The sequence below is a fragment of the Dyella psychrodurans genome, from assembly GCF_003363265.1.
GTDB lineage: Bacteria > Pseudomonadota > Gammaproteobacteria > Xanthomonadales > Rhodanobacteraceae > Dyella_B > Dyella_B psychrodurans.
The window spans coordinates 229,858-252,958 of the sequence record NZ_QRBF01000004.1 but is presented as its reverse complement, the minus strand read 5'-3'; the positions used below and the strand labels follow the sequence as shown (position 1 = coordinate 252,958).

20 protein-coding genes are annotated in these 23,101 nt (G+C 60.6%); 3 read left to right on the top strand and 17 right to left on the bottom strand.

Annotated elements, in window-relative coordinates; all coding sequences use genetic code 11:
• Positions 1–29: 29 nt before the first annotated feature.
• The 7 genes from DWU99_RS21445 to DWU99_RS12540 all read right to left on the bottom strand — a co-directional run bounded on the left by DWU99_RS21445 (position 30) and on the right by DWU99_RS12540 (position 4,370).
• Entirely contained in the window at positions 30–431 is a 402-nt protein-coding gene (locus DWU99_RS21445) for a GFA family protein (RefSeq protein ID WP_425476818.1), read from the bottom strand.
• A gap of 70 nt (positions 432–501) precedes the next feature.
• Complete coding sequence (locus tag DWU99_RS12560) at positions 502–1,164, bottom strand: hypothetical protein (RefSeq protein WP_115478404.1); 663 nt, start codon at positions 1,162–1,164, stop codon at positions 502–504.
• A 2-nt stretch (positions 1,165–1,166) separates the two neighbouring features.
• Positions 1,167–1,691 carry an RNA polymerase sigma factor gene (locus DWU99_RS12555; protein WP_115478403.1) on the bottom strand — a complete coding sequence of 175 codons (525 nt, stop codon included), beginning with the start codon at positions 1,689–1,691 and terminating at the stop codon, positions 1,167–1,169.
• A gap of 262 nt (positions 1,692–1,953) precedes the next feature.
• Complete coding sequence (locus DWU99_RS12550; protein ID WP_199535786.1) at positions 1,954–2,379, bottom strand: nuclear transport factor 2 family protein; 426 nt, start codon at positions 2,377–2,379, stop codon at positions 1,954–1,956.
• A 53-nt stretch (positions 2,380–2,432) separates the two neighbouring features.
• Entirely contained in the window at positions 2,433–2,555 is a 123-nt protein-coding gene (locus tag DWU99_RS21345; RefSeq protein WP_267897526.1) for a hypothetical protein, read from the bottom strand.
• Between the two features lie 114 nt (positions 2,556–2,669).
• Entirely contained in the window at positions 2,670–3,374 is a 705-nt protein-coding gene (locus DWU99_RS12545; protein WP_147292924.1) for a hypothetical protein, read from the bottom strand.
• A gap of 42 nt (positions 3,375–3,416) precedes the next feature.
• On the bottom strand, positions 3,417–4,370 hold the full coding sequence (locus DWU99_RS12540; RefSeq protein WP_115478401.1) for a leucine-rich repeat domain-containing protein: 954 nt from the start codon (positions 4,368–4,370) through the stop codon (positions 3,417–3,419).
• Between the two features lie 354 nt (positions 4,371–4,724).
• Between DWU99_RS12540 and DWU99_RS12535 the strand changes: the two genes are divergently transcribed.
• Complete coding sequence (locus DWU99_RS12535) at positions 4,725–5,483, top strand: sulfite exporter TauE/SafE family protein (protein ID WP_115478400.1); 759 nt, start codon at positions 4,725–4,727, stop codon at positions 5,481–5,483.
• Between the two features lie 152 nt (positions 5,484–5,635).
• Here the strand turns inward: DWU99_RS12535 and DWU99_RS12530 are convergent, their stop codons facing one another.
• Complete coding sequence (locus DWU99_RS12530; protein ID WP_115478399.1) at positions 5,636–6,031, bottom strand: GFA family protein; 396 nt, start codon at positions 6,029–6,031, stop codon at positions 5,636–5,638.
• An 812-nt stretch (positions 6,032–6,843) separates the two neighbouring features.
• Between DWU99_RS12530 and DWU99_RS12525 the strand changes: the two genes are divergently transcribed.
• Positions 6,844–7,821: a hypothetical protein gene (locus tag DWU99_RS12525; RefSeq protein ID WP_115478398.1), complete on the top strand. Its 978-nt coding sequence runs from the start codon at positions 6,844–6,846 to the stop codon at positions 7,819–7,821.
• 95 nt (positions 7,822–7,916) lie between these two features.
• Here the strand turns inward: DWU99_RS12525 and DWU99_RS12520 are convergent, their stop codons facing one another.
• The 4 genes from DWU99_RS12520 to wecB are packed head-to-tail and all read right to left on the bottom strand — an operon-like array spanning position 7,917 to position 15,076.
• Positions 7,917–8,816: a DUF4434 domain-containing protein gene (locus tag DWU99_RS12520; RefSeq protein ID WP_158543285.1), complete on the bottom strand. Its 900-nt coding sequence runs from the start codon at positions 8,814–8,816 to the stop codon at positions 7,917–7,919.
• A complete protein-coding gene (locus DWU99_RS12515) occupies positions 8,813–11,725 on the bottom strand; it encodes an NfrA family protein (RefSeq protein ID WP_158543284.1) in 2,913 nt (970 codons plus the stop codon). The genes DWU99_RS12520 and DWU99_RS12515 overlap by 4 nt, the downstream gene beginning before the upstream one ends.
• Positions 11,722–13,947, bottom strand: a complete 2,226-nt coding sequence (locus tag DWU99_RS12510) for a glycosyl transferase family protein (RefSeq protein WP_115478395.1) — start codon at positions 13,945–13,947, stop codon at positions 11,722–11,724. The genes DWU99_RS12515 and DWU99_RS12510 overlap by 4 nt, the downstream gene beginning before the upstream one ends.
• A 16-nt stretch (positions 13,948–13,963) precedes the next feature.
• A complete protein-coding gene (gene wecB, locus DWU99_RS12505) occupies positions 13,964–15,076 on the bottom strand; it encodes a non-hydrolyzing UDP-N-acetylglucosamine 2-epimerase (protein ID WP_115478394.1) in 1,113 nt (370 codons plus the stop codon).
• 497 nt (positions 15,077–15,573) lie between these two features.
• On the opposite strand from wecB, the gene DWU99_RS12500 reads away from it, so the two are divergent.
• On the top strand, positions 15,574–17,271 hold the full coding sequence (locus tag DWU99_RS12500) for a DUF2334 domain-containing protein (RefSeq protein ID WP_158543283.1): 1,698 nt from the start codon (positions 15,574–15,576) through the stop codon (positions 17,269–17,271).
• Between the two features lie 185 nt (positions 17,272–17,456).
• Here DWU99_RS12500 and glmS read toward each other — a convergent pair whose 3' ends face one another.
• The 5 genes from glmS to DWU99_RS12475 form a co-directional block, all read right to left on the bottom strand.
• Positions 17,457–19,286, bottom strand: coding sequence for a glutamine--fructose-6-phosphate transaminase (isomerizing) (glmS, locus tag DWU99_RS12495; RefSeq protein WP_115478392.1), 1,830 nt, complete (start codon positions 19,284–19,286; stop codon positions 17,457–17,459).
• A 262-nt stretch (positions 19,287–19,548) separates the two neighbouring features.
• Complete coding sequence (locus DWU99_RS12490; protein WP_115478391.1) at positions 19,549–20,919, bottom strand: pyridoxal-phosphate dependent enzyme; 1,371 nt, start codon at positions 20,917–20,919, stop codon at positions 19,549–19,551.
• 321 nt (positions 20,920–21,240) lie between these two features.
• Positions 21,241–21,468, bottom strand: coding sequence for an HP1242/YdcH family protein (locus DWU99_RS12485; RefSeq protein WP_115478390.1), 228 nt, complete (start codon positions 21,466–21,468; stop codon positions 21,241–21,243).
• Between the two features lie 281 nt (positions 21,469–21,749).
• On the bottom strand, positions 21,750–22,379 hold the full coding sequence (locus tag DWU99_RS12480) for a hypothetical protein (RefSeq protein ID WP_115478389.1): 630 nt from the start codon (positions 22,377–22,379) through the stop codon (positions 21,750–21,752).
• Complete coding sequence (locus DWU99_RS12475) at positions 22,376–23,065, bottom strand: DUF4398 domain-containing protein (RefSeq protein ID WP_115478388.1); 690 nt, start codon at positions 23,063–23,065, stop codon at positions 22,376–22,378. Before DWU99_RS12475 ends, DWU99_RS12480 begins: the two co-directional genes overlap by 4 nt.
• Between the last annotated feature and the right edge of the window lie 36 nt (positions 23,066–23,101).

Here is a 23,101-nt window from a genome sequence, read left to right as displayed (position 1 = left end):
TCCTGCAGAACATCGTTCTTATGCGCGAGTTATGTTGGAAGCCCTTCGTGCTCTGCAAGCGGCAAAGACAGCGTGGCCCAACGCGGTCGTTGAGCGATAAACAGCGCATCGGTGGGGGAGAATGATGCGGAATCGTTCAAGCTTCCGACGTAGATGCTGACCAGATCAGGATAGGCTGATGGCATGCCAAAGAGCAGACATCCGCATTCCGAACAAAAGTAGCGATCGGAGGGAAGACCGCTTCCACCACATACGCGCGAGTGTTTCGCCGGGCCGCGGAAACTAAACGATGACCTGGAAACACCCATGACAGGTACGCCACCCGTACCGGAGGCACGCTGGCAATCCCGGCAGTGACAGATGACGGAAAATAACGCGGGACCCGTTGATTGATACTGGACCGCACCACAGAGACACTGGCCTTCGAACATAGGCGCCTCAACAGCATATGTGGATAAAGACGTCCGCTTGGGGTCGGAAGCGGACATCATGTAGCCCCGTTCATTCGTGCTCGAACCGGGCAATCTCTTCCAGCATGGCTTCGACTCGCTTTACAGCATTACCCGCGAAGCTATCCTCCAGCCGGCGGCGATACCCCAATCGGCGTAGCAACGCATAAGCGAGACCGACGACGACCAGCGAGACCGCACCACACAGAAACAGCCACAGCCATGAATCGGACATATGGCTCCACGGATCGACACCGGCACCGTCCGCGCCGTACTGAATCAGCATCAGCATGGCTGGAATCCAAATAACACTGCCCAGCACTGCGAATACCGGTGCCTCCACTCTTACGCGCCATGCGCGCAACTGCGCGACACGCCGCTGAATGTCCAGCACGGGGGCGGCGTAGTCGATGGCGTGCACCAGGGACAGCACGCGTGCCGGGAAAATGATCGCCAGGGTGCCAAAGGCTTGCATGGCAATGCCGCAAGCCATCGCCGGCCAGATATGGAGGTGTGTGGACCAGAAACTGATGCCCCACAGCGCGAGCGCGATACCAAGGACGATCTGCATCGACTGCCCCCACACCAACGGCCGCGCTTTGCGGCGTAGCCGTTCCGCTTGGTCGCTGCGGAATATCTGCCAATTCAATGCCTGCTGCCGCACCAACTGCTGGTTGAGCGTCAGCCATGCTTGTTTCATTTCATCAAGTTCCATAATCATGCTCCTGCAATGGCCGTGCCGGTCATCTGCCCGCGCAGCGTTTGCTTGATGCGACTGATCTTGGTCGCCACGTTGGTTTCGGTGATGCCAAGGATCTCGGCAATCTCCCCATACGGCTTGTCTTCCAGATAAAGCAGGATCAGCGCCCGATTAAGCGGATCGAGCTGTCCGATAAAGGCGTAGAGGGTGGCAATTCGCTCATCGGGTTCGGGCGCCGGCTCGGCGCCAATACTTTCCAGATGATGCTGCTCCAGCGGCTCCAACTGCGCGCCCCGGACTCCATTCGTTTTGCGCAACTGCGAAATCGCCACATTCAGTGCCACGCGGTATAGCCAAGTGGAAAACTTAGCTTTGAGCGAATCGAAGTGCGCGAACGAACGCCATGCCTGAAGGCCTATTTCTTGAGCCAGATCGCGCCGGTCCTCGGCGTGATGGGCGTACAGATTGACCACCTTGAACACAATGCCCTCGTGTTCGCGCAAGAGTGTCTGGAAATGGCGTGGGTCCGGCCGGTGGCTCATGGGTCGCTCGGGAGTCCTTCGGTTCACTCCATGATTCGCTGTCCACCAAAAAAAATCACACCGCCTGCGATGGCTAGCCAGAAGGCATGCCCGGAGGGGCCAACATGGGTTCAAGCGCCATCCGGGAATGCCAGACCAATCGGGTCGGCACTAGTGGCAACTACATGGTCTGCTTCGGGTCGAAAGCGAACGCTAACAGACACGCCCTCGCTATTGTCGAGGCGCACCGAACACCAAGTGTCAGCCGCCCCCTGTTAGCTCACTAGCCTTCCGGTGGGAACCAGACGTTGAGTATTTTCCCATTGCGCACCTCATACACCGCCATGGCATCGGGCCGCCCCTTACCTGCCGGAAGACCCACCACTCGTTCTTTGTCGACTACGGTTGGGCCGGTGACAACACGTTGGACGATCTCTACATGGAACTCCTTGGGCACCTTCGCAAGAAATGCATAAGCGCTCTTGAGTGCCTGAACTCCCTTTATAACTTTGTGCTCGCCGCTTAAGTTGGTGATGGTCACGTTCTCCGCATAGCACGCAGCGAAGGCATCAATGTCGTGTGCGTTGTAAGCGTCGACTTGCGCTTGAACGACCTGCGCAGGATCGTTCGATGTACCGCAGGCCATCGTCGACAACGAGGGCAAAAGCAACAACATGCCGACCGAAGCGATGCGTGAAAATTTATTCATGATCTCCTCCATGGTGATGAAGCGCGTACGTGGCGGCGTTCAAAAAAAGCCAATCAAGCTACGGAATCCGGGCTTTCAGTCTTTGGGGTAATACGAATGATCGCGAATTCAGCCGGATAGACGGGCGCCAGACCGATATCGATCGCCAGGAACACGATCCTTGTCACACGAGCCATGATCCCTCCCTCAAAGAACCCATGACATGCGCCAAATGCTGCATAGCCCAAAGCGGGCGGTCACTGCCGCCGCCCCGCTTATTTACGGCGGAAACCCATGAGGTGTAGCCATCGCTAACGCATCTGGTTCATAGGCCGCTGGTCTTCCGTCAGGTGGACCACGGTGGGATAGGCATGCGACAACTCGGGGTAGTATTTCGCTACGACCGGGAACCAGTAGTTGGACTGATCGGCAATACGGAATCGGCAAGTCGGCGTGCCACCCGGCTTATGGAAACTATTCAGAGTAAGCAACAGGTCGCCGACATAGTTGATTTTTCCGGGCTCGATGGTGAAGGGCATCTGATACGACATCGTCGCTCCCCCACCATGAGATCCCAACTCTAAAGTCGTCCAGCTGTACTCCCCCGCTGGAAGCTCAATCACGATGAGGTTGTTCTGCCGTGGAAGATTGAGAGTCGTCGACGTAGACAGGCCATGGAGTTTGTCGACTTTGATGCTGAGGGGCGGATACGGTACGCCGCCTACCGACGTGACCAGCACGTTGGCGACCATGATGCCGGTCCCCGGCGGCAGCGCCGCAGTGTCTTTCATGATCGGATCTGTCGTGCAACTGGCGAGCAACATGACCAGCGGCAAGAGCCACAGCCTGCGTAATGACATATTTTTCCCCTGTGTGAGTCGTTTCCTGACGTATATCTCTCGCATCCGTCGCGAAGCCTGGCGCGCACCATCCAAAGCCACGATTCGCGCTTGTTTGCGCAGGCAAATCTTGTGCGAGATGACGAAATTTCGCAATCCTGCGATGGGTGATGCCATGTTCGCTTTGGGCCGGAAGCGGACGCAACTTCGCTTAGCTTGTCAGGCCTCGGTAACGTCCGGCAATAACTGCCTGACGGACTCGCGTACCGATTTCTTGAGGCCCACCGCGCCATCAAGGCTGCTCCACAGTCGAAGCTTTTTTAGGCTCGGATGACCCACCAGGCAGCGGAAAGCGGCGACGTCGAGTTGCGGCATCCCGGCGATAGTGAGTTGGCGCAAGTTGGGGGCTGCGGCGATCGCGGATAGCTCGGCGAGCCCCTTCATCGTTTCCAGGGTGACTTCTTCGAGGTGCATCAAGGCATCCAGACTCGGCAAGGACGCGACGTTGCGCATCGAATCAAGGCCAAGCTTCTGCAGCGACGTGAGCTTGGCCAGAATGGATAGATCATCGAGCTTGTTGATCCGCAGCAAGTCGAGCGCCTTCAGTTTGGGCAGCTCTGCGAGATGAGCAAGATTCTGTGTGCCTCCGAGCATGAGACCGAAGCTGCTCAGCTCGCGTAGCGGGGCCAACAGGGAGAGATCCGGGAGCGTGATGGATCGCAACCCCAGCGAAGTTAGTCGCGCGAGGCCGCCAACGTTGACGATGTCCTTGGTGTGACCCTCCAGGGAAAGCCTCTCAAGTTCGGGCATGTCTTGCAGGAACTTCAATGAGAACCGCTTTTTGGTGCGGCCGAAATGAAGGACCTCAAGATCACCAGGCAAATACGAAAATCCGCTGATGTCCTCGAGACTCCACAAGTCCACGCTCAGGCGTCGCACGGAGGGGAAATGCTTCAGGAACTCGAGGTCCTTCCACGGCGCAGTGTGGAAATGAAGCGTAACGTCGGGCCTCCCCTCGATCAGGCCGGCCAGCCTTTCCAGGTCCGCAGGCGCCATCGGCAACCTGACCGCGACGCGCGTGCATTCAGCACCCAGGGGCTCAAACGAATCATGGCCATGACCGAAGGAGCGATTGCGCTCGACTTTCTCTGTTGCCTTACGGTTTTCGTCCATTGTCTCACCGTACGTGAACTATCGGAAAAATCAGGGATGCCCAGGCACGTTTCGAAACGTGGTGAGGTTCGCAACTGAGAACGGAAGTGAACCTGCCCCGTTGCTAGCTACCCCGTTGCTAGTTCAACCTGACCCCGTTGCCAGTTCGAGCCTCGCTCTACGCTCGATGGATTTACCCTGTCTGATTGGCATCGCACTTTCGATCGGGGATGTGTTCTGATCCGATGGTAACGCTGCCAACCGTCGCCTGGTTTGCCGACGATCCGCTCCGATTGCAAGACCCGCCATCGGCCAGCCGATCGGTCGATGTAAAGGGTCTTTCGGTAGTGATGTTCCTTCAACAGAAGAGTTCGTATGCACCCGACATGGTCTTGGCTGGTATTGATCCTTGCGTCGTTCGCAGCCGGCGTGCAGAACGCATTGGCGGGAGGGGGATCCTTTCTCACCTTTCCCGCGCTGTTGTTCGCCGGCCTTGATCCGCGCGCGGCGAATATCGCCTCCACCATTGCGCTGTTTCCTGGCCAGGTGACCACGGGACTGGCCGGGCGCGCGCACGTTGCGGGTGCCGAGGGCTTATCGTTCCGCATGCTGCTCTGGATCAGCCTGGTCGGTGGTGCTTTGGGGGCTGTGTTATTGCTTGTGACGCCGGTCAGCGTGTTTACCCGGCTCGTGCCGTATCTCGTGTTATTCGCCACCGTCGTATTCGCCTGGGGCAGCTTTTTCAGGAAGCCACCTGACAACGGCGCCAAAGCAGCTTTGGGCAAACACGCGGCCATGGTTGTCCAGTTCTGCATCGCTATCTACGGCGGCTATTTCGGCGGCGGCATCGGCATTCTGATGTTGGCCGCGCTCACCGCGGCGGGCTTGAGCGTACGCATCGCTGGTGCAACCAAGAACGTGTTGGCGGCGGTGATGAATGCTTCTGCCGTGGTGATCTTCCTGGTGCAGGCTCGCGTCCTTCCATGGCCGCTGATCGCCTGCGTAGCCGTTCCTGCGATCGTCGGCGGCCAGATAGGTGCGCAGCTATTGCACCGTGTCAACGAGAAGGCCTTGCGCATCGCTATTGTCTGTATCGGTATTGCGCTGACCGTGGGTTTGTTCGTGACGACATAGGCGCGCCTGGAGGATGGGAAAACGCGCTTGCTTGGAAGGGACTACTGCTCGCCCCTGCATCACTTCCTGTATCCGCTAAAGGGATACAGGAAGGAGATGCGCGCAAAGCGCCAGGCGTCCGCTTCGGTTGAAAGCGGACACTGCAAGATCGCCTAGTTCAGGTGCTCAATACCCTCGGGCATCACCACCCAGCCGTGCTTTCTCTCTTCGTAAATGGAGATGATTGGCGCGGGAAAGGCCGGCTCTGCGAACACACCCACTGGAATAGCGACCATTTCTTCCGAGCCTTCGCTCGTGTAGTAAACCGTCGCTCCGCAGTTGGGACAGAACTCGAAGTTTGTTTTGTTGCCTTCGTCGCTTATCTGAACATATCTGGTCGATTGTCCGGACAGCTCCAAGCCATCTCTGCGAAACCTTGCCTGCACTCCGAACACACTGCCTGTTCGACGTTGGCAAGCCAGGCAGTGACAGACCGAAACGCGAATGGGATCTTCAAACGTTGTCACCGAGAGTTGGCCACAGCTGCATGAAGCGATTCGTTTGGTCATGGGAAAACCCGGTAAGTAGGGGGCGACGTGGCGATCAAGCGCGGTTTTCAAAGTATCGAACAAAAGTCACAGCCGGGCAGCTCACGCTGTTCGCTTTGGGTCGGAAGCGGACGTCGGCTAACTCTTCAAACTTTTGAACGGCGTCAGCGACTCGCCCTGTGTCACATGGTGAATCCTTGCTGTTGCACAACTATCGATGCTCTCGCACTCGACGTGGGCGAGATCGAGTACAAAAAACAGGATTGTGCGTAAGGTTCACGCAAGAAAATCTTCAGCGCGTGAACTGTCACCCGTCATGCCAGGGTTCGCACAGCAATCGCGCGGCGCTCTTTGCGGAAACAAGAAAGTCTTTTCAAGCATCAACTACGTGATGTCGGTCACAAAAGAGGCTCGCGAATTGCCGGCGCTAACCAAATCTTTATCCCCCTCCAAGATCGATCTATAGACTCCACCGGCCAGCGGAATCCAGGTGCGTCATTCCCAGGATAGGTACCGCACGGCTTCCCACCGCCCCGGGAATGGCCGCGCGGCGTACGGCGAACGGCGTCGGCATGTCGATCGTTCGCGCAGTACTCGACGTTTTCGCAGGCATACCAAACGGCTGCTGCCCATCATCTTTCGCGTTTCGGCGCTCAGGGGAAGACGATCAAGCCGTTCTACGGACGATCTACATGGTGCTCGGATAAGCACGACCAAGCCCGGTTCCGCACCTTTTATCTGCGGCGCCGCCGTCAAGTTTTGGCCGATGCATTTGCGTTATTGCCACAACTCAAACCAGGCGAAGGAGCGCCAACGTACGTGAACTCGAATCGATGAGAAAACTTGCACTCGTTACAAAGAAACTTGTTGCTCCACTCGCTGCATCCCTTGCCATCTTCGCTGCTTCCGCACCACTGTCGTCGAATGCCGACGCGCAGGCAGCCGCCACCCTGAAGGCCCCGATCTACGGCGTGACGCTGGATGATCTGTCCAAACTCGATGCCATCATCACCTCGCTGAGCAAGCTGCCGTACCGTCCCACGGTGCGTGTGGTGTTCGATCCAGGCACCAGCGCCGCCCAGTACTACCCCGCATTGGTGAAGCTGCACACGGTCGCCAACGTGATGGGCGAAATCATGGATTCGTATTACTTCCCGACCACACTCAGCGTTTACACCGCGCGCACCAATGAATTGGTCAACGGTCTGAACGGCACCGTCGACGTGTGGGAAATCGCCAACGAGATCAATGGCGAATGGCTGCGCCAAAATCCGGATGGCAGCAACAGCGTGGTGAATGCGGAAGAGGCCGCCATCGGCCAGATGGTCGCCGCCGCCAGCACGATCGTGAAAAAAGCAGGTGGCAAGACCGCGATCACGCTGTATTACAACGACGACAGCAAGGGCAACAATTGCTGGGAGAAGCCCCAGGATTACTGGAAGACCTGGCCCACCACCTTCCTGCCGGCTTCCGTGCTTCAGAGCACTGACTACGTACTCTTCAGCTACTACCCGTACCAGGATTGCCCGGGATTGTCGCCTTCGTGGAACAACGATTTCAGTGCGGTGGAGAGCATCTTCCCGAACGCGAAGGTCGGCTTCGGCGAGATCGGCACCTCCAGCACCGGCGCGCCCGCGTCGGTGCAGACGAACCTGATCAAGACCTACTACCCGATGGTCAACAGCATGAAGGATCCGAAGTTCATCGGCGGCTTCTTCTGGTGGTATTACGCCGAAGAGATGGTGCCGTACACCAAGACGTACTGGAGCACGCTCGATCAGACGATCGCGCCGCTGAAGGTTCCGCAATAACACACTTGTAAGTTGCAGCATCCGCGGACGAAGGTTCACCTAGAGCCTTCGTCCGCGATGCCCCTGCGCGGAGCAAGCGCTTCGGGCGCCGTGCCCTAACGCTTCATGACCTCCGTCATCTCCGGCAGGTAACGTAATTCGAAGAACACGCTGTCGCCGCCGCATGGCGCGCGCTGCGCCAGCGCCGCACTCGCTTCGGTGGCCGGCAATGCCATGGCGCTGAACGCCTTGTCTTCGCCGGTCTGGTGAAATATCTCGAAGACGATGCCGTTTGCATGCACGGCTGCGCATTGGCTGACCGCATCGAGATACAGCTTGCGCTCGCCCTCGCCAAGACGCCCGGTTCCCGCGCCATCCTGCACCCAGGCGCGCACGCCCGTGTGCTGCACGTCGTCGAGCAGTTCCGCATAACGCTCAGGCGTCATGTTGCCTGCGAAAAAGGACGTAACATAGATCGGCCGCTGCGCGATCCGATCGAGCTGACGGCGCTCGGATGCCAGATAGTCCAGCAAAGGCTTGCGCGCCGCGATATCGCGCCAGCGCCTGTCGTCGATTTCCACAGGTAGATACCAACCGCCGATGGCTTCCACGCCCAGGTCGTTTGCCCAGCGATGCGCCAGCGCGTCGTTACGGCGCGATAGCGTGTGCAGATAATCGCCCAGCGCAGCGGTCGACGCCTCCTGGCGCTGGAAGAACGCCGGATCGCTGCTCAGGCCAAGCACGATGCGCAACCCGGCGGCGCGTGCCTCGCGCACACGTTGCAGCAACCACACATGGCCTTCGGCATCGCTGAAAGCATCGCCGTATTCCGTCCACTGCACCACCAGCGTGTCGAAGCCTTGCCCGCGCAATTGCGTGAAGAACTGCGTCCACTGTGCCTGGGCGACGGCACGATCGCGAAGCTGCGGCTGATAGATGATGGCCGTCGACGCGCACGCCAGCCATGGCATCAGCAGCCACAGCAGCACCGTGAAGCGGATTCGTGCGCGCGTCACCATTGCGTCCTCACGATCAGGAATGCCGCGTTTGTATCGCGCAGGTAGGTCGTGAAGGCATGCTGCCCTTCGATCGCCACGCTGAGGCGATGCGGATAAGCATCGTAATGCGTTTCGCCGTACCACACATTCCATTGCACGCCGAGTCCCGCGCGCCCGTCGCGCAGATAGGTCAGCCCTTGCGTACGGTCGATGCCGGTGTATTGCAGATGGAAGTACGGTTCGATGGTTTGCCCGTTGACGATTTTGTCGTGAAACCCGAACCGGTAATCGAGGGTGACAACGGTTTCCTCGGCACGCAGATAGTGCGCGACGTCGACGTAGAAGTTCTGCGTGAACCAACCCCGCCCGCTCGCGTGCCAATCGTCGCTGAACTTTTGACCAAACGACCATGAACCGCTGGCGCGAAACAGGGTGTCGTTGTGCGTCACGCGACTGTTGTCGGCCGGTGTCTGTTGCTCTACCGACAGCACGATGTTTTGCGAGGTCAGCGGTTTCCAATGCACGCCGATGCCCAGCATCGCCTCATGCACCGGCCACACCGTACCCGTGACACCACTGCCGGCAAACAGTCGTGCGTAGGCGGTCAGCGTGTTGAGATCGCCGCCGGTCAGCTGCGGATCCAGGTGATATTGCGCCTCGAACTGCGCGTAGCTTCGATAGGAAACGCCTGGCGCCACGCTGTTCGCTGCCGAGGAAACGGTATCGCCCAGCGACGTGTCGGCATTGAAGCTCCACCTGCGGTCGAGGTTTTCGTGCAGCCGGCGCAAGCTGTAGAGATCGTCCTGGCTTTGCTGAGTATCACTCCCGGCTCCAGCAGGATCAGCTGCACCGACATTGCCGAATTGATCGATCGCCTGCTCGGCGTACATGCGTGCCTGTGCGTAGTCGCCCAACTGCTGGTTCACGTACAGCAGCTGGCGCGTCAACGCAGGGTTATCGGGATCGGCCTGGTGCGCGCGCTCGAATTGCGCCAAGGCTTTCTCCGGCTCGCCCGCCTGCAGATAGGCATAGCCAAGCGATGCAGCTATTCGGCTGTCTTGGGGAGCGAGCGCGCTGGCGTGCTGCCATGAAGCCAGCGCCTGCTGTGCGTCACCCGCCTGAGCTTGCAGCGCCGCGAGGCGCGCGTAGTAGCGCGGATCGGGCTGCAAGGCGACGGCGTTTTCCAAATCCGTGCGCGCGAGCGCGGGATTGCTTGGCTCATCGGCCTGCGCACGCAGCCACCAGTAAGCGCCATCCTGCCGTCCGCCTCGTGCTGCGTAGTCGTCCAGCCATGCGCGCGCCACGGCGGTTTCGTGGATGGTGAGTGCGGTGTTTGCGGCAGCGAGCAAGTCCGCCTGCTGCAAGTGTGCCGCGGGCACGGAACGCCAGGCCAGCAACGCCGTTTCATAGTCCTGCGCGCTATAGGCCTGATACGCCAGCGCACGCGTCGTGTCCGCACTGGGCTCGTGCTTGCCGGCTTGCGCATAGGCGTATTCGGCCAGCCCGGGGTGGTCCTTGCTGTAGCAGTCGCCGAGTTGACGCCACAACTCGGCGGGATAGTCCGGCGACTGGTCCGCCATCACCTGGCGAATCCCTTCGCAATCGCGCAGCGCGCTCAGAATGTGTAGTTGCGCAACGCGCAACGCCACACTATCCAGCGGCCGGCGCAGGCGTGCGCGGTCATCGGCCGAAAACAACGCAGGCTGCTGACCGGCCAGCACCGCCAGGCGCGCCAATAAAGCCGCCGAATGCGTATTGCCGGTAAAGGGATAAGCATCGAGCAGCAATTGCTTCGCTTCATAGGTCGCGCCTGCGTCCATCAGGCGGTAGCTGAGCGGATCGAGCAGACGATAGCCTTCCGGCTGTGCGATCAGCACTTCGGCCTGCTGTTGCGCCTGGACGTATTGCCCTTGCTGCAGATAGAGGCTGAAGCGTTCCTCGTGGAAGCTGTCGGCCGGCAGGCGTGACAACATGCTGCCTGCGACTGCGCGATCGCCACGCAGCATCGCCAAGGGCAGCGCGACACGCGCCTGCCACATGGCATTGGCGGGATAGCGAACCGTGTAATGGTCCAACAGCGCTGGTTGGGCGCGTGCCGCCATCGCCAGCAGATTGATCCACTGCCGCTCGTCCTTCTCGTTGGCGAATGCGGGCTGACGCGCGGCCATATACGACGCGAGCGCCTTGCGATCGCCGCTGTTGCCGATCGCCTGCGCCATGGCCAGATCCTGCGTCGGCGTATCCAATCCACTGCGCGACTGAAGTTCGCGCGCGGCGTCGAGTCTGTCGAGCTTGAGCAACAGCGTGAACCATTGGTTGCGTTCGTCGCTGCTGAGCTGGTTTTGCTTATCCAGTTCGGAAAGTTGTGCGACGGCACGTTGGTCATCGCCCAGATAAATCGCGCGCTGCACCAGCGCATGGCGCAAGTTGCGACCTTCCGGGCTGGCAGCGAAATCCGGCGCATCCAGCTCGGCTTGCGCGCGAGCAAGATCGCCCACCTGCAGATCGCCGAAGCCACGCTTGGCGCGGCATACGGGCCGATTGTCGCGCGTGCAGTCCACCGCCGGCGGTGCCGGTGGCGTCATGGCGGCGCGCAGCCGCGAATCGTTGGGCGTGTAGCGCGCCTGTTCGTCAAGCACGGTTTGCGCTCGCGCGGCTTGGTTGAAATGCCGGTACGCTTCAGCCAGATCCAACGCCGTGTCGACGCTTTGCGGCGCCAGTTCGCGCGCACGCGTGAATTCGGCCATGGCAGTGCGCTCGTCGCCGGCACGCATGGCCGCATAACCCGCCTGCCGATGCGGATACACCATGAACTGCTGGTAGCGGCTGTCGCCGCCAGAGGATTCCTGGCTCTCGGCACACATCGACCATGCCGGCACCATGATGAACAGCGCCAGCGCACAACGGCCCGGCGAGAGCCGTTTCATGAGACACGCTCCAGCCGCTCGAAGTCGGCGCATTCCTGCTCGAGCAGGCTCGTCACGCTGGGCTGCAATGCCGCCTGCAACCTCAGCAGGCGATTCAAGGTTTCCGTGCTGATCACGCCCTGCCCGATCAGGAAATCGCCAAGTCGTTGCTCGCTGCGCGCATGATTGAGCAGCAAGGCCCTGAACGCGACTTCGTCCAGATGACCTTGCGCAACCAGGATCTCACCCAGCATCACCTGGCGAGACACGTAACCGCTCCACAACTGCGGCACGCGCTCGGGCGAAATCAGTCCGCGCTCGGCAGCCATTTCCAGCAGATGATGGGGATCGTGATCGCTCTTGTGCGCCTGCGCGTACCAGCGGCGAAGGCCGACGGTGACCTGGCCCTTGTAGGCGATCACATAGCGCACGCGCCGCCCGAGCTGGCGCGCTATGGCGGCAAGCGACACCGGATCGATATACGACTCGCTGGCAAGCACCAGCGTGCCGCCTTCGACGCGCAGCGGCAGCACGGCGTAATGCAGCGCGATGTGCCGTGGCACCGTCATGATCAACTCGTGCGGCAAGCCGACCGGATCGACCGACTCGCAGCTCACGCCGATCTGCTCCGCCATCGGTGCCGCCAGCTGTTCGGCGGTGATGCGCCCCTCGTGAATCATCGAGCTACCCAGTTGCAAGCCATCGATGCGATGTTGCTGCGCCTCGTGCAGCTGCGTCGTCGAGATCACGCCGTTCGCAACCAATACGTCGTCCAGTGAGCGCTTGGCCTGGTTTTCGCCGCCGATGCTGGGGAAATCGTGGGTGGTCTTGTCCCAGGCCACGCGGCGCGGGTCGCCGCTGCGGATGATCTGGCGAATCGCGCGCCAGTTCGCCAGGAAATTGATCAGGTTGCCCCACAACAACCGCGGTATCGACAACAGACCCTGCTTCACGCCGTAGTAGCCAGACACGAAGATGACCCGTTGCAGCATGCGGTTGCCCATCAACGCGATGTTCGCCACAAGCACCACGTCGAACCAGCGCTGCCCTTCGAAGATCGATACGAAACGCGGCGCGCTCGTCCACACCAGCTGCAACAAGCCGATCACGCTGAGCTGAAGCATGATCAGCATGGCGGCAAAACTGACGAAGTTGTTGATCGCGCCTTTGCGGTCGCGCCACAGGAAATAGTTGAGCACCGGGCTCCGCTTCCAGCCGTGGGTGCGATAGCCCTGGTAGACGATGCCGATGATCCAGCGCGATTTCTGCCGCACCGCCGTCGCCAGGCGGTCGGGAAAATATTCGCGCACGCAGATGACGTTCGCTTCCTGCCGGCTCTGGCCGAACTTCTCGGACTGCTTGGGGTGGCGTTGGTAGCGAAGCACCGGGAAGCGCACGAAGATCTCTTGCATGCCCCGCTCTTTCAAGCGCAGGCCGATGTCGTAATCCTCGGTGAGGCTTTGCCCGTCGAACGCGATGCCGTTGCCGTCTTCGATCAGGGCGAGCATGGCGCGCCGGCTGAAACAGGTGCCCACGCCGGCGCTCGGCACCTGGCCGGCCAGCGCTTCACGCACGGGCACGTCCTTGCCGTGCAGTTCGGCGAATTCATCGAGGTAGTGCAGGCTTGTGAAATTGTTCCACTGGCGCTCGAACGGATACACCGGTATCTGGATCAGGTCCTTGCGATGCACGAGGTAATTGAACAGACGCAGCTCGTGTTCGCACACGACGTCTTCCGCATCGTGCAGGATGAATCCCTCGAAGACCAGGCGTGCGCGCTGTTCGAACTGCAGGATCGCGTCGAGCACGTTGTTGAGGCAGTCCGCCTTGCTGGTCGGCCCGGGCCGCGCGCACACCACCTTGTGCACGTTGGGAAAGCGCGCGCTCACATTGTCGACATCGCGTTGCGTATCCGGATCGTTCGGATAGGTCCCTACGAAGATGTGGTAGTTCTCATAATCCAGCGTGACGGCCACCAGCTCGGCCATGTGGCCGATCACGCCGGTTTCCTGCCATGCGGGCACCATGATCGCCAGCGGCTTTTCCGGCGGGCGATACAGCTCGTGATAACGGGTGTGCTCGCGCGTCTGGTAGACGAACAGCGAGCGCCACAACCGCCGCGTCCAGTAGACGAGGTCGATGAAAAAATCGTCCAGGCCGCTGACCAGTATCAGTACGGCGATGACAATGACCACTACGCCCAAGGCGTAGAGGTAGGTCGAGAATGCATCCAGCCACCACATGCCGCATCTCCCTGGCTCAGCCGACTTCGCGCTTGCGCTCGTTGTCGGCCAATGCCTCCTTGAGCACATCGACGACACGCACACTGGCCGTGCCGTCGCCAAATGGATTGCCCGCGTGCGCCATCGCGTGGTACGCATCCGCGTTCGACCACAACGCCTCGATCTGATGGACGATGGATGTCCGCCGCGTGCCGGCCAGCCGTGCGCAACCGGCCTCGATCGCTTCCGGCCGTTCGGTTTCCGTGCGCAGCACCAGCAACGGCACGCCGAAGGTGGGCGCCTCTTCCTGCAAACCGCCCGAGTCCGTCAACACCAACCAGGCATCGAGCAAGGCCTGCTGCATCTGCAGGTAATCCAATGGCGGACTGAGGTGCACGTTCGACAACCCGCCGAGAATCGCATGCACCGGCTGACTCACGACTGGATTGAGGTGCACCGGAAACAGCACTTCAAGCTCGGGATGGCGGCCGGCGACATCGGCAATCGCATAGCAGATCTCGCGCAGATCGCTGCCCCAGTTTTCGCGCCGGTGCGCGGTGACCAGCAAATGGCCGCGCCCTTCCATCCTGCGGCGCAGCCGGTGACGCCGCACTATCCAATGCTGTGCATCGATCACCGTATTGCCGGTAACGCTGATGCGGTCCTCTGGAATGGCCTCTTTGCGCAAGGCCAGCGCGGCGCGTTCGGTCGGCGCAAAGTGAAAGCTGGCAATGCGGCTGACCATCTGACGCAATCCCTCTTCGGGAAACGGCCGCCCCAGATCGTAAGTACGCAAACCGGCCTCGATGTGCGCGACGGGAATGCGGCGATGAAAACCGCAGAGCGCGCCGAGAAAAGTGCTTTCGGTATCGCCCTGCACCAGCACCAGCGACCATCCGCCGCTCGCCATCACGCTGTCGAGCAGACTGCGGCAGCACGTGCTGAATTCGCACAAGCCATCGCCGCCGCGTTCAAGCGTCACATCGGGAAGAATGTCGAAGCACTCAAGCATCTGCCGCGCCATTTCACCGTGCTGCCCGGTGTGCAACCAATGCGGTCGTGCCCAACCGCTTGCACACAAGCAGTGATACAACGGCGCAAGCTTGATGATCTCCGGACGCGTGCCGGAAACGATCAGGATGTCCTGCATACATCCCCCTAACTTGCAGGATGGAGACGCCACCCTGCTCCTTGGACATCCTGTCCTCGCCCCCTAATGCCCAGTCGCGAGCAGCGGACCGCGCATCTCCCGATTGGACGGAATCGGTGGACACGCTGGTATCACAGCGCAAAAAGTTGCGCGGTATCTCATATTGCCAACTTGACGTTAAATATACACATTAATTTCATGATATTTTCGTTAATACACTATTGACTCGATCAAAATAATTTGCTAGTCGACAAATGAAACGAATCGCCGTACTCTCCCCTACGGCGAGGCGTTCCTTTCACGGGACAGGGGCCTGGGCTTTCGGGATTCATCGCATTCACAGCCATGCGCGCAGGGCGTTATAGCTGCTGTCGTGCGTCGTCTTCGTTTTTGCGCTAGGGGGACATCCCATGCTCAGACCATCACTCCGCGGGCCATCTCGTTTTCAGACTTTCCTCATCAGTGCCGCATTGGCACTACTGGCGGCATCCGGCCCGATGTCCGCAGTCCATGCAGCCCAAGGCTCGATGATGCCGAGGCTTGATCGCGCGCCCTTGCCTGCGCCGCCGCCGCCACCGCAAGCTGCTTTGCCAAAAGTGCGGGCAGTGATCGAGCAGGCGCCGCGTACATGGAGGACACTCGCACGCGGAGTCACGGCCGCGACAACGTCCGCACCGAACGCTTACGCGGCGGCACCCGGTGCAAACCCGAACCAGAACACGCTCGTGCTCTACGACGTCACCGGGCAATGGGGCTGGCTCGGCGAAGCGTATGGCGTCATGGCCGGCAACCTGGTCACGCATGGCAGCAAGTACACCATGCATCCCGCCATAAACTATGTCGCGGGTGAACTCAGCAACTACACCGGACTGATCTACATCGGCTCGACGTATGGCGAGCCCTTGCCCGCCGCGCTGCTGAACGATGTATTGGCGACGACCAAGCCGGTGCTGTGGATGAACGACAACATCTGGCAGCTGTCCGCGCAAGCCGCGAATTTCGCGGGGCAATACGGCTTCACGCCGATGTACTTCGACTTCTCCAACACCTTGACGGTGACCTACAAGGGCGTTGCGCTGCAACGCAATGCATTGGCAGTACCTTCCGGCCTGCTGCAGACGACGATCAACGATCCCACCAAGGCGCAGGCACTTGCAGTCGCCACCAACGATACCGGCGGCACCGTCAATTGGGCCACGCGTGGCGCCAACCTCACCTATATCGGCGAGATTCCTTTCAGTTACACCGGCATGAACGATCGCTATCTGGCAGCGATCGACCTGATCGGCAATGTATCCAACCCGAACATGCCATCACGCAAACGTGCGTTGGTGCGCATTGAGGATGTGGATGTGGAAGACAGCCCTGCCCAGCTGCGCGCGATCGCCGATTACCTGTACAGCAAGAACGTGCCTTTCAGCGTCGCGCTGATTCCGTATTACGTGGACCCGAATGGCTACTACAACAACGGTGTGCCGGTATCGATCCATCTGTACCAGAACAAAACCTTCGTCAGCGCATTGAAATACATGGTCGCCAGGGGCGGCGTCATGATGATGCATGGCTACACGCATCAGTATTCCAATATCGACAACCCTTACACCGCCGTCAGTGGCGACGATTTCGAGTTCTATACCGCACACATCGACGCGTCCAACAGCGTGATTTTCGATACCCCTGTGCCGGTCGATTCCGCATCATGGACGATGGGACGCGTCGCCAACGGCTTCCAGGAATTCGCCAAAGCGGGCTTGGCCCTGCCCACGGTTTTCGTACCGCCGCACTATGCCGCCTCGGCCATCGACTACCAGGTATTCCAATCCCAGTTCCAGGCAATGTCTCAACGCGACCTGTACGCCGTCGGCTGGTGCCCGAATGGCGCTTGCGGCACGGGGACGCCGGATTACACCAAGATCTATGGCCAGTTCTATCCGTACCTGGTGCGCAACGTGTTCGGCTCCATGGTGCTGCCCGAACAGCTCGGCGATGTCGAACTGGTGGAATACAACAACAATCCACCACGCTTCCCGGCAGACATCCTGTCCAGCGCCAACTGCAACACAGTGATCCAGGATTCCGTGCAGAGCTTCTTTATCGACCCGACCCTGGACATCAGCTACCTCAAGCAGATCGTGGAAGGCCTGCAGGCCATGGGCTACACCTTCGTGTCCGTGAGCGTGATTGAAAAAGGTTGACGGTTCATCGCCGAGGCCACCCTGCAGACCCCGGCATGAAGAGCCCCTTTCCTTCGGGAAGGGGCTCCCTTTTGACCAGCATCGGCAAAACCGGACCAAAGTGAGAGTTGGTTTTCCGGCACGCTGCGACTTTGCGATACGGACTTTATTCGTATCGATCAGGGAATATCGCAGGGCTAAGTCCGTCACTCCACCGTGACAGACTTGGCCAGGTTTCGTGGCTGGTCAACGTCGGTGCCGCGCAGCACGGCGACGTGATAGGCCAGCAATTGCAACGGCACGGTGAACACGGCGGGCGCGATGAAATCGCCGCCGGCATCGATGCGCAGGATGCTGCCGCGCGTGGCATTGTCATCGATGTACGCGGCGGAGTCGGCGAAGACGATCAGTTCGCCGCCGCGGGCACGCACTTCCTGCAGGTTGGATTTGAGTTTGTCGAGCAGCGGGCCGTTCGGTGCCACGGCGACGACGGGCATGTCTTCGTCGACCAGCGCCAGCGGTCCGTGCTTGAGTTCGCCGGCCGGATAGGCCTCGGCGTGGATATAGGAAATTTCCTTGAGCTTGAGCGAGCCTTCCAGCGCCACCGGATAGTGGGCACCGCGACCGAGGAACAAGGCGTGGTGGCGGTGAACGAAGCGCTCGGAAAGCTCGATGATCTGCGGCTCGAGCTTCAATGCTTCTTCGAGGGCGCGCGGCAGGCGGTGCAGCTGCGCGCACAGATCGGCGTGGCGCGCTTCGTCCAGGTTCCGTTGCCTGGCCAGATGCAACGTGAGCAATGCAAGCGCGGCCAGCTGCGTGGTGAATGCCTTGGTCGACGCCACGCCGATCTCGGGACCGGCACGGGTCATCAGCTTCAGATCGGCTTCGCGCACGACGGAGGATTCGGGAACGTTGCAGATGGCGAGCGTGCCAAGGTAACCGCGACGACGCGATTCGCGCATCGCGGCCAGCGTATCGGCGGTTTCGCCGGATTGCGAAATGGCGATGAACAAGGTGCCTTCCGGCACGACGGATTCGCGATAGCGGTATTCGCTGGCGACTTCGACACTGACGGGCAGCCGTGCGTAATCCTCGATCCAATATTTGGCGACCATGCCGGCGTGATAGCTGGTGCCGCAGGCAATGATGTGCACGCCTTTCACTTTTTCCAGCAGCTCGTCGCCACCGACGCCAAAGATATTCGGCAGTACGCCGCTCGCGCCGATGCGCGCCTCGAGCGTGTTGCTCACGGCGTGCGGCTGCTCGAAGATTTCCTTCTGCATGTAGTGGCGGTATTCGCCGCGCTCGACCGCGTCGGCCGACAGCTCGCTTTCGTGCACGGCGCGCTCGACCGGCTTGCCGTCGATGGTGTAGACCTGAACGTCGTTGCGGGTGATCTCGACGACGTCGTCGTCTTCGAGATAGATGATCTTGTTGGTGACCTGGACCAGTGCCTGCGCGTCGGAACCGAGGAAATTTTCGCCAATGCCCGCGCCGACCAGCAGCGGCGCACCGCGGCGCGCGCCGACGACATGGCCCGGTTCGTCGCGATCGATCACGGCAATGGCATACGCGCCTTCCAGCTCGCGCACGCTGGCGAGAACGGCTTCGCGCAGGTGCATGCCCTTGGATACATTCGCGTCGATCAGCGCCGCGATCACTTCCGTATCGGTTTCGGACGTGAAGTTGCAACCCTTCGCCTGCAGCGCTGCACGCAGCGGCGCGTAGTTTTCGATGATGCCGTTATGCACCACCGCAATGCGGCCGATCATGTGCGGATGCGCATTCGCTTCGTTGGGTACGCCATGCGTGGCCCAGCGGGTGTGCGCGATGCCGGTGCCGCCCGGGAAGGGATCGGCGAGATAGAGCGATTCCATTTCGCGGACCTTGCCCTTGGCGCGCACGCGACGCACCTGCCCCGATTCCAGCACGGCCAGGCCGGCTGAATCGTATCCGCGATATTCCAGGGCCTTGAGGCCGGCGATCAGCAGCGGGGCAACGTCTCGTTGAGCGGCGGCAGCGACGATTCCACACATGACGTCAGTTCCTGATCAAAATGAGCGGGCACATTAGGGGCGTGCCGTTTCGGCTGGCTTTCTGGCTGGACCCGTCACTCTGGCGAAGGCCGGAATCCAGTGACGACTAGCCACATGCATGTCTGCACATCTGCAAGCTCTCGCTACTGGATTCCGGCGTTCGCCAGAATGACGGCGGGGGCGGTTTGCCGCAACGCGAGAATGAAGGTTGCTTTGTTTCTGCTCTTTTCGGGCACCTACTTTTTTCGCTTACGGTTCGAACTTAGTGCACCTTGCGTCGCAAATAGTTCAACAGGTCGATACGGGTAATGAGACCAAGGAACTGCTCGCCATCCACCACGATGGCAACGTGACCGCGCTCGAACACGGGCAGCAACGACTGGATCGGCGAGCGCACGTCCAGCATCTGGAGATCGGTGATCATGGCGGTGGCGACGGAGTCGCGGAAACGCGCTTCGTCGGCGTGCACATGCATCAGCACGTCCGATTCGTCGAGGATGCCCACGATGCGGCTACCGTCCATCACCGGCAACTGCGACACGTCGTAAAGCTTCATGCGCGTGTACGCCGTCATCAGCAATTCGTTCGGACCGACCACCACGGTGTCGCGCTGCGCGAATGGGCGCAGCAGCAAATCGCGCAGATCGCCGTGTTGATCGCGCGCGATGAATCCGTTGTCGAGCATCCAGTAGTCGTTGTACATCTTCGACAGATACTTGTTGCCGGTGTCGCACACCAGCGTCACGACGCGCTTGGGTTCAGTCTGTTCGCGGCAGTATTTCAATGCGGCGGCGAGCAAGGTGCCGGTGGAAGAACCGCCGAGCACACCTTCTTTTGCGAGCAAGGCGCGCGCGGCGAGAAAGCTTTCCTTGTCGGAAATGGCGTAGGCCTTTTTGACGCGCGAGAAATCGCTGATCGTCGGCAGGAAATCCTCGCCGATGCCTTCGACCATCCAGCTGCCCGATTTCGTCGACAGCACGCCTTCGTTGATGTACTGCGCGAGGATGGAACCCACCGGATCGGCCAGCACGATTTCCGTATGCGGCGACACTTCGGCGAAGTATTTCGACAAGCCTGTCATGGTGCCGGACGAGCCGCAACCCACCACCACGGCATCCACTTTGCCATCCATCTGCCTGAAGATTTCCGGACCGGTGGTTTGGATATGTGCGAGCGGATTGTCCGGATTGCCGAATTGATTGATGAAGTACGCACCGGGCGTTTCGCGCGCGATGCGTTCGGCCATGTCCTGGTAATACTCCGGATGACCTTTGGCGACATCGGAACGCGTGAGCACCACTTCGGCGCCCATCGCCTTGAGGTTGAAGATTTTCTCGCGGCTCATCTTGTCCGGCACCACGAGAATCAGGCGATACCCCTTCGCCTGCGCCACCAGCGCCAGGCCCAGGCCGGTGTTGCCGGCGGTACCTTCCACCAGCGTGGCGCCGGGCTTGATCTTGCCGGCTTTCTCGGCGCCTTCGATCATCGACAGGCCGATGCGATCCTTGATCGAACCACCCGGATTGGCGCTTTCCAGCTTGAGGAACAGCTCGCAAGTCCCGGTGTACAGGCGCTGGGCGCGCACCATGGGGGTGTTCCCGATCAGTTCGAGGACGCTTGCATTGACCGTCATGAAAACTCCGTTGCCTGGATGGTGAAGCGCGCGGACTCGATCGTCGCGCCAATGGCGCATGATAACCGAGCGAGGCGGTTGCTCCGTGCAAGGGGTGTTGTGATTCATGCCTCGCCCTGCCGATGCGCTTCGCCGAAGGAATCCATTGATCCGGATGGAGCGATTGAATCGATACAATCGGCGCGCGCATCGCCATGGCAACAGTGACGCTTGTTCTTTGATGCAAGTTCGTTTTCGCAAGTGCGAACGCATGATTTGCAACGCCCCAAAATGAAACGGCCCCGGTAGTCCGGGGCCGTGCGTCATGTGAAAACGTGCAGGTCAGTTGACGGGGTGCTGCCGGTTGTCCCACATGCGTTGGAGACGTTCCTTGGCGTAGAGCTTTTCCTTCTTCATCCCTGCCAAGGTCATATCGTCGATGGGGAGAACGCCGATTTCGGCATCGTGCACCTTGCTGTCGAGTTCCCTGTGGTGCTGGTAGAGCCGACGAAACTCCGCGTCGGCTTTCATCAAGGCTTCGACATCGTCACGCTGCTGGTTTTCAAACATGATCCAACCTCCTCGCAATACTGCGGGCAAGCAAGTTTTGGCAGAATCGAACCGCACGCATGACCACAGCCCACATCCTTCAGGAAGGACATGGGTGAGGGGACGTTGACGGGTATGCGCATGATTCGGGTCGGTAAACCGCGAAAGCTGGAGGTCCGCGGCAATTCGACCCTACTCCCGGTCCGAGGGGGGCGCAAGCGCCCCTCGGGAAGCCGCATCAGTGCTGGGTTTTTGATCAAAAACCCGTAAAACCGGCACTGCCTGGCAGCGCCGGCGGAGACTCAGTTACCGCCGCTGGAACTGCCGGAGGACTGGCTGTCCTGCATCTGCGAACGCAATGCCTTGGCGGCCTTGGCGGCCAGTTCCGCCTGCTTTCTGGCGGCGGCTGCCACTCTGCCCTGCGCGGCAGCCACTTTGCGGGCCTGCTCGGCCTCGGCACGGGCCTGCGCGGCCTGGTCGGCGGCGGCCTGGCCTTGCGCCTGCAGACGTTCGGTTTCCTGCTGCGACAGCTGATATTGCATGCGCTGGATATCCAGCTGCTGCTGCGCGGCCGTGGCATCGATGCGGCTGCGTTCGAGCTGCAGCTGCGCGTTTTCCTGATCGAGCTGATTGAGCTGCCGTTGCGCCAGTTGCAGCTGGGCTTCGGCCTTGGCCTGGTTGACGCGGCGCTCGGCGATGTACAGCGCATGCGGCCGATCATGCGAGCTGGCCTGGGCCAGCTGGCTGACCGCATCGCGCGCGAGCGCCTGATCGGCCTGGGCATAGGTGCCGAGCGAGGGATCGCTGGCCAGCTGGTTCAGGCTGTTGTTGAGGCGATCGACGTCCATGTCGTCCTTGCGCGCCTGGACGGCGGTGCTGGCGAACAGGGCCAGCAGCGACACGGCAATGATGGATGCGTAACGTTTTTTCATGGCTGGCCTCCCTGGCTCTGCTGGCCAGAGTCGGGCTGGGTCTGGAAGCCCTGCCCTTGCTGCTGCGGACTGCCAAGTACCGAGGACGAAGGTGCCGGCATGTCTTGTTGCACCGGTGCCTGGCTAGGCAGCGCGGTACTCGATGGCGCGGCCGGCGCCGGCAAGGTCGACGACGAGGCCGGATTGGCGCCGTTGTCGCCATTATCTCCGCCACCCGCCTGCTGCATGGACGCCTGCTGGGCGGCCAGCTGGGCCTTCAGCTGCTGGTAGTGCTGGTCGTTCTCCGACTGCGCTTCGGCATTCTGGGAGCGCAACTGACTGTTTGCGTCGGTTTTGGACTGAATTTGGGCACGTGCCTGGCCGAGCATCGCCTTGGTCCGCGCCAGGTTGGCATCGGCCCGCGATTCGTCCGCAAGGTCGCCGGCGAGCGCATACTTGCGGTCGGCCATGGCGGCCTGGGCCTGTTGGAACTTGTCCTGCGCGAAGCCGAAGTCGACCGGATCGTAGTCGGCCGCACCCGCGTCGCGTGCCGCCTGCAACTGGGCCTGGGCCTGATTCATCGCGCTATCCGGCGGAGGTACGCTTGCGCAACCGCTTAACGCCAGCAACGCAGCCAGCACCCATACCGGGACCACCGTCGGGAAACGCCTGTCGCGTTCCTGTAACGGGGAAAATGTGTGCACCATCACTCATTCCTCTCCGAGGATCACAGCGTATTGTGA

Coding starts and splice junctions, on each gene's coding strand:
- DWU99_RS21445 (WP_425476818.1), bottom strand. CDS start 431: ATGTTCGAAGGCCAGTGTCTCTGTGGTGCGGTCCAGTATCAATCAACG.
- DWU99_RS12560 (WP_115478404.1), bottom strand. CDS start 1,164: ATGGAACTTGATGAAATGAAACAAGCATGGCTGACGCTCAACCAGCAG.
- DWU99_RS12555 (WP_115478403.1), bottom strand. CDS start 1,691: ATGAGCCACCGGCCGGACCCACGCCATTTCCAGACACTCTTGCGCGAA.
- DWU99_RS12550 (WP_199535786.1), bottom strand. CDS start 2,379: ATGAATAAATTTTCACGCATCGCTTCGGTCGGCATGTTGTTGCTTTTG.
- DWU99_RS21345 (WP_267897526.1), bottom strand. CDS start 2,555: ATGGCTCGTGTGACAAGGATCGTGTTCCTGGCGATCGATATCGGTCTG.
- DWU99_RS12545 (WP_147292924.1), bottom strand. CDS start 3,374: ATGGCATCACCCATCGCAGGATTGCGAAATTTCGTCATCTCGCACAAG.
- DWU99_RS12540 (WP_115478401.1), bottom strand. CDS start 4,370: ATGGACGAAAACCGTAAGGCAACAGAGAAAGTCGAGCGCAATCGCTCC.
- DWU99_RS12535 (WP_115478400.1), top strand. CDS start 4,725: ATGCACCCGACATGGTCTTGGCTGGTATTGATCCTTGCGTCGTTCGCA.
- DWU99_RS12530 (WP_115478399.1), bottom strand. CDS start 6,031: ATGACCAAACGAATCGCTTCATGCAGCTGTGGCCAACTCTCGGTGACA.
- DWU99_RS12525 (WP_115478398.1), top strand. CDS start 6,844: ATGAGAAAACTTGCACTCGTTACAAAGAAACTTGTTGCTCCACTCGCT.
- DWU99_RS12515 (WP_158543284.1), bottom strand. CDS start 11,725: ATGAAACGGCTCTCGCCGGGCCGTTGTGCGCTGGCGCTGTTCATCATG.
- DWU99_RS12510 (WP_115478395.1), bottom strand. CDS start 13,947: ATGTGGTGGCTGGATGCATTCTCGACCTACCTCTACGCCTTGGGCGTA.
- wecB (WP_115478394.1), bottom strand. CDS start 15,076: ATGCAGGACATCCTGATCGTTTCCGGCACGCGTCCGGAGATCATCAAG.
- DWU99_RS12500 (WP_158543283.1), top strand. CDS start 15,574: ATGTCCGCAGTCCATGCAGCCCAAGGCTCGATGATGCCGAGGCTTGAT.
- glmS (WP_115478392.1), bottom strand. CDS start 19,286: ATGTGTGGAATCGTCGCTGCCGCCGCTCAACGAGACGTTGCCCCGCTG.
- DWU99_RS12490 (WP_115478391.1), bottom strand. CDS start 20,919: ATGACGGTCAATGCAAGCGTCCTCGAACTGATCGGGAACACCCCCATG.
- DWU99_RS12485 (WP_115478390.1), bottom strand. CDS start 21,468: ATGTTTGAAAACCAGCAGCGTGACGATGTCGAAGCCTTGATGAAAGCC.
- DWU99_RS12480 (WP_115478389.1), bottom strand. CDS start 22,379: ATGAAAAAACGTTACGCATCCATCATTGCCGTGTCGCTGCTGGCCCTG.
- DWU99_RS12475 (WP_115478388.1), bottom strand. CDS start 23,065: ATGGTGCACACATTTTCCCCGTTACAGGAACGCGACAGGCGTTTCCCG.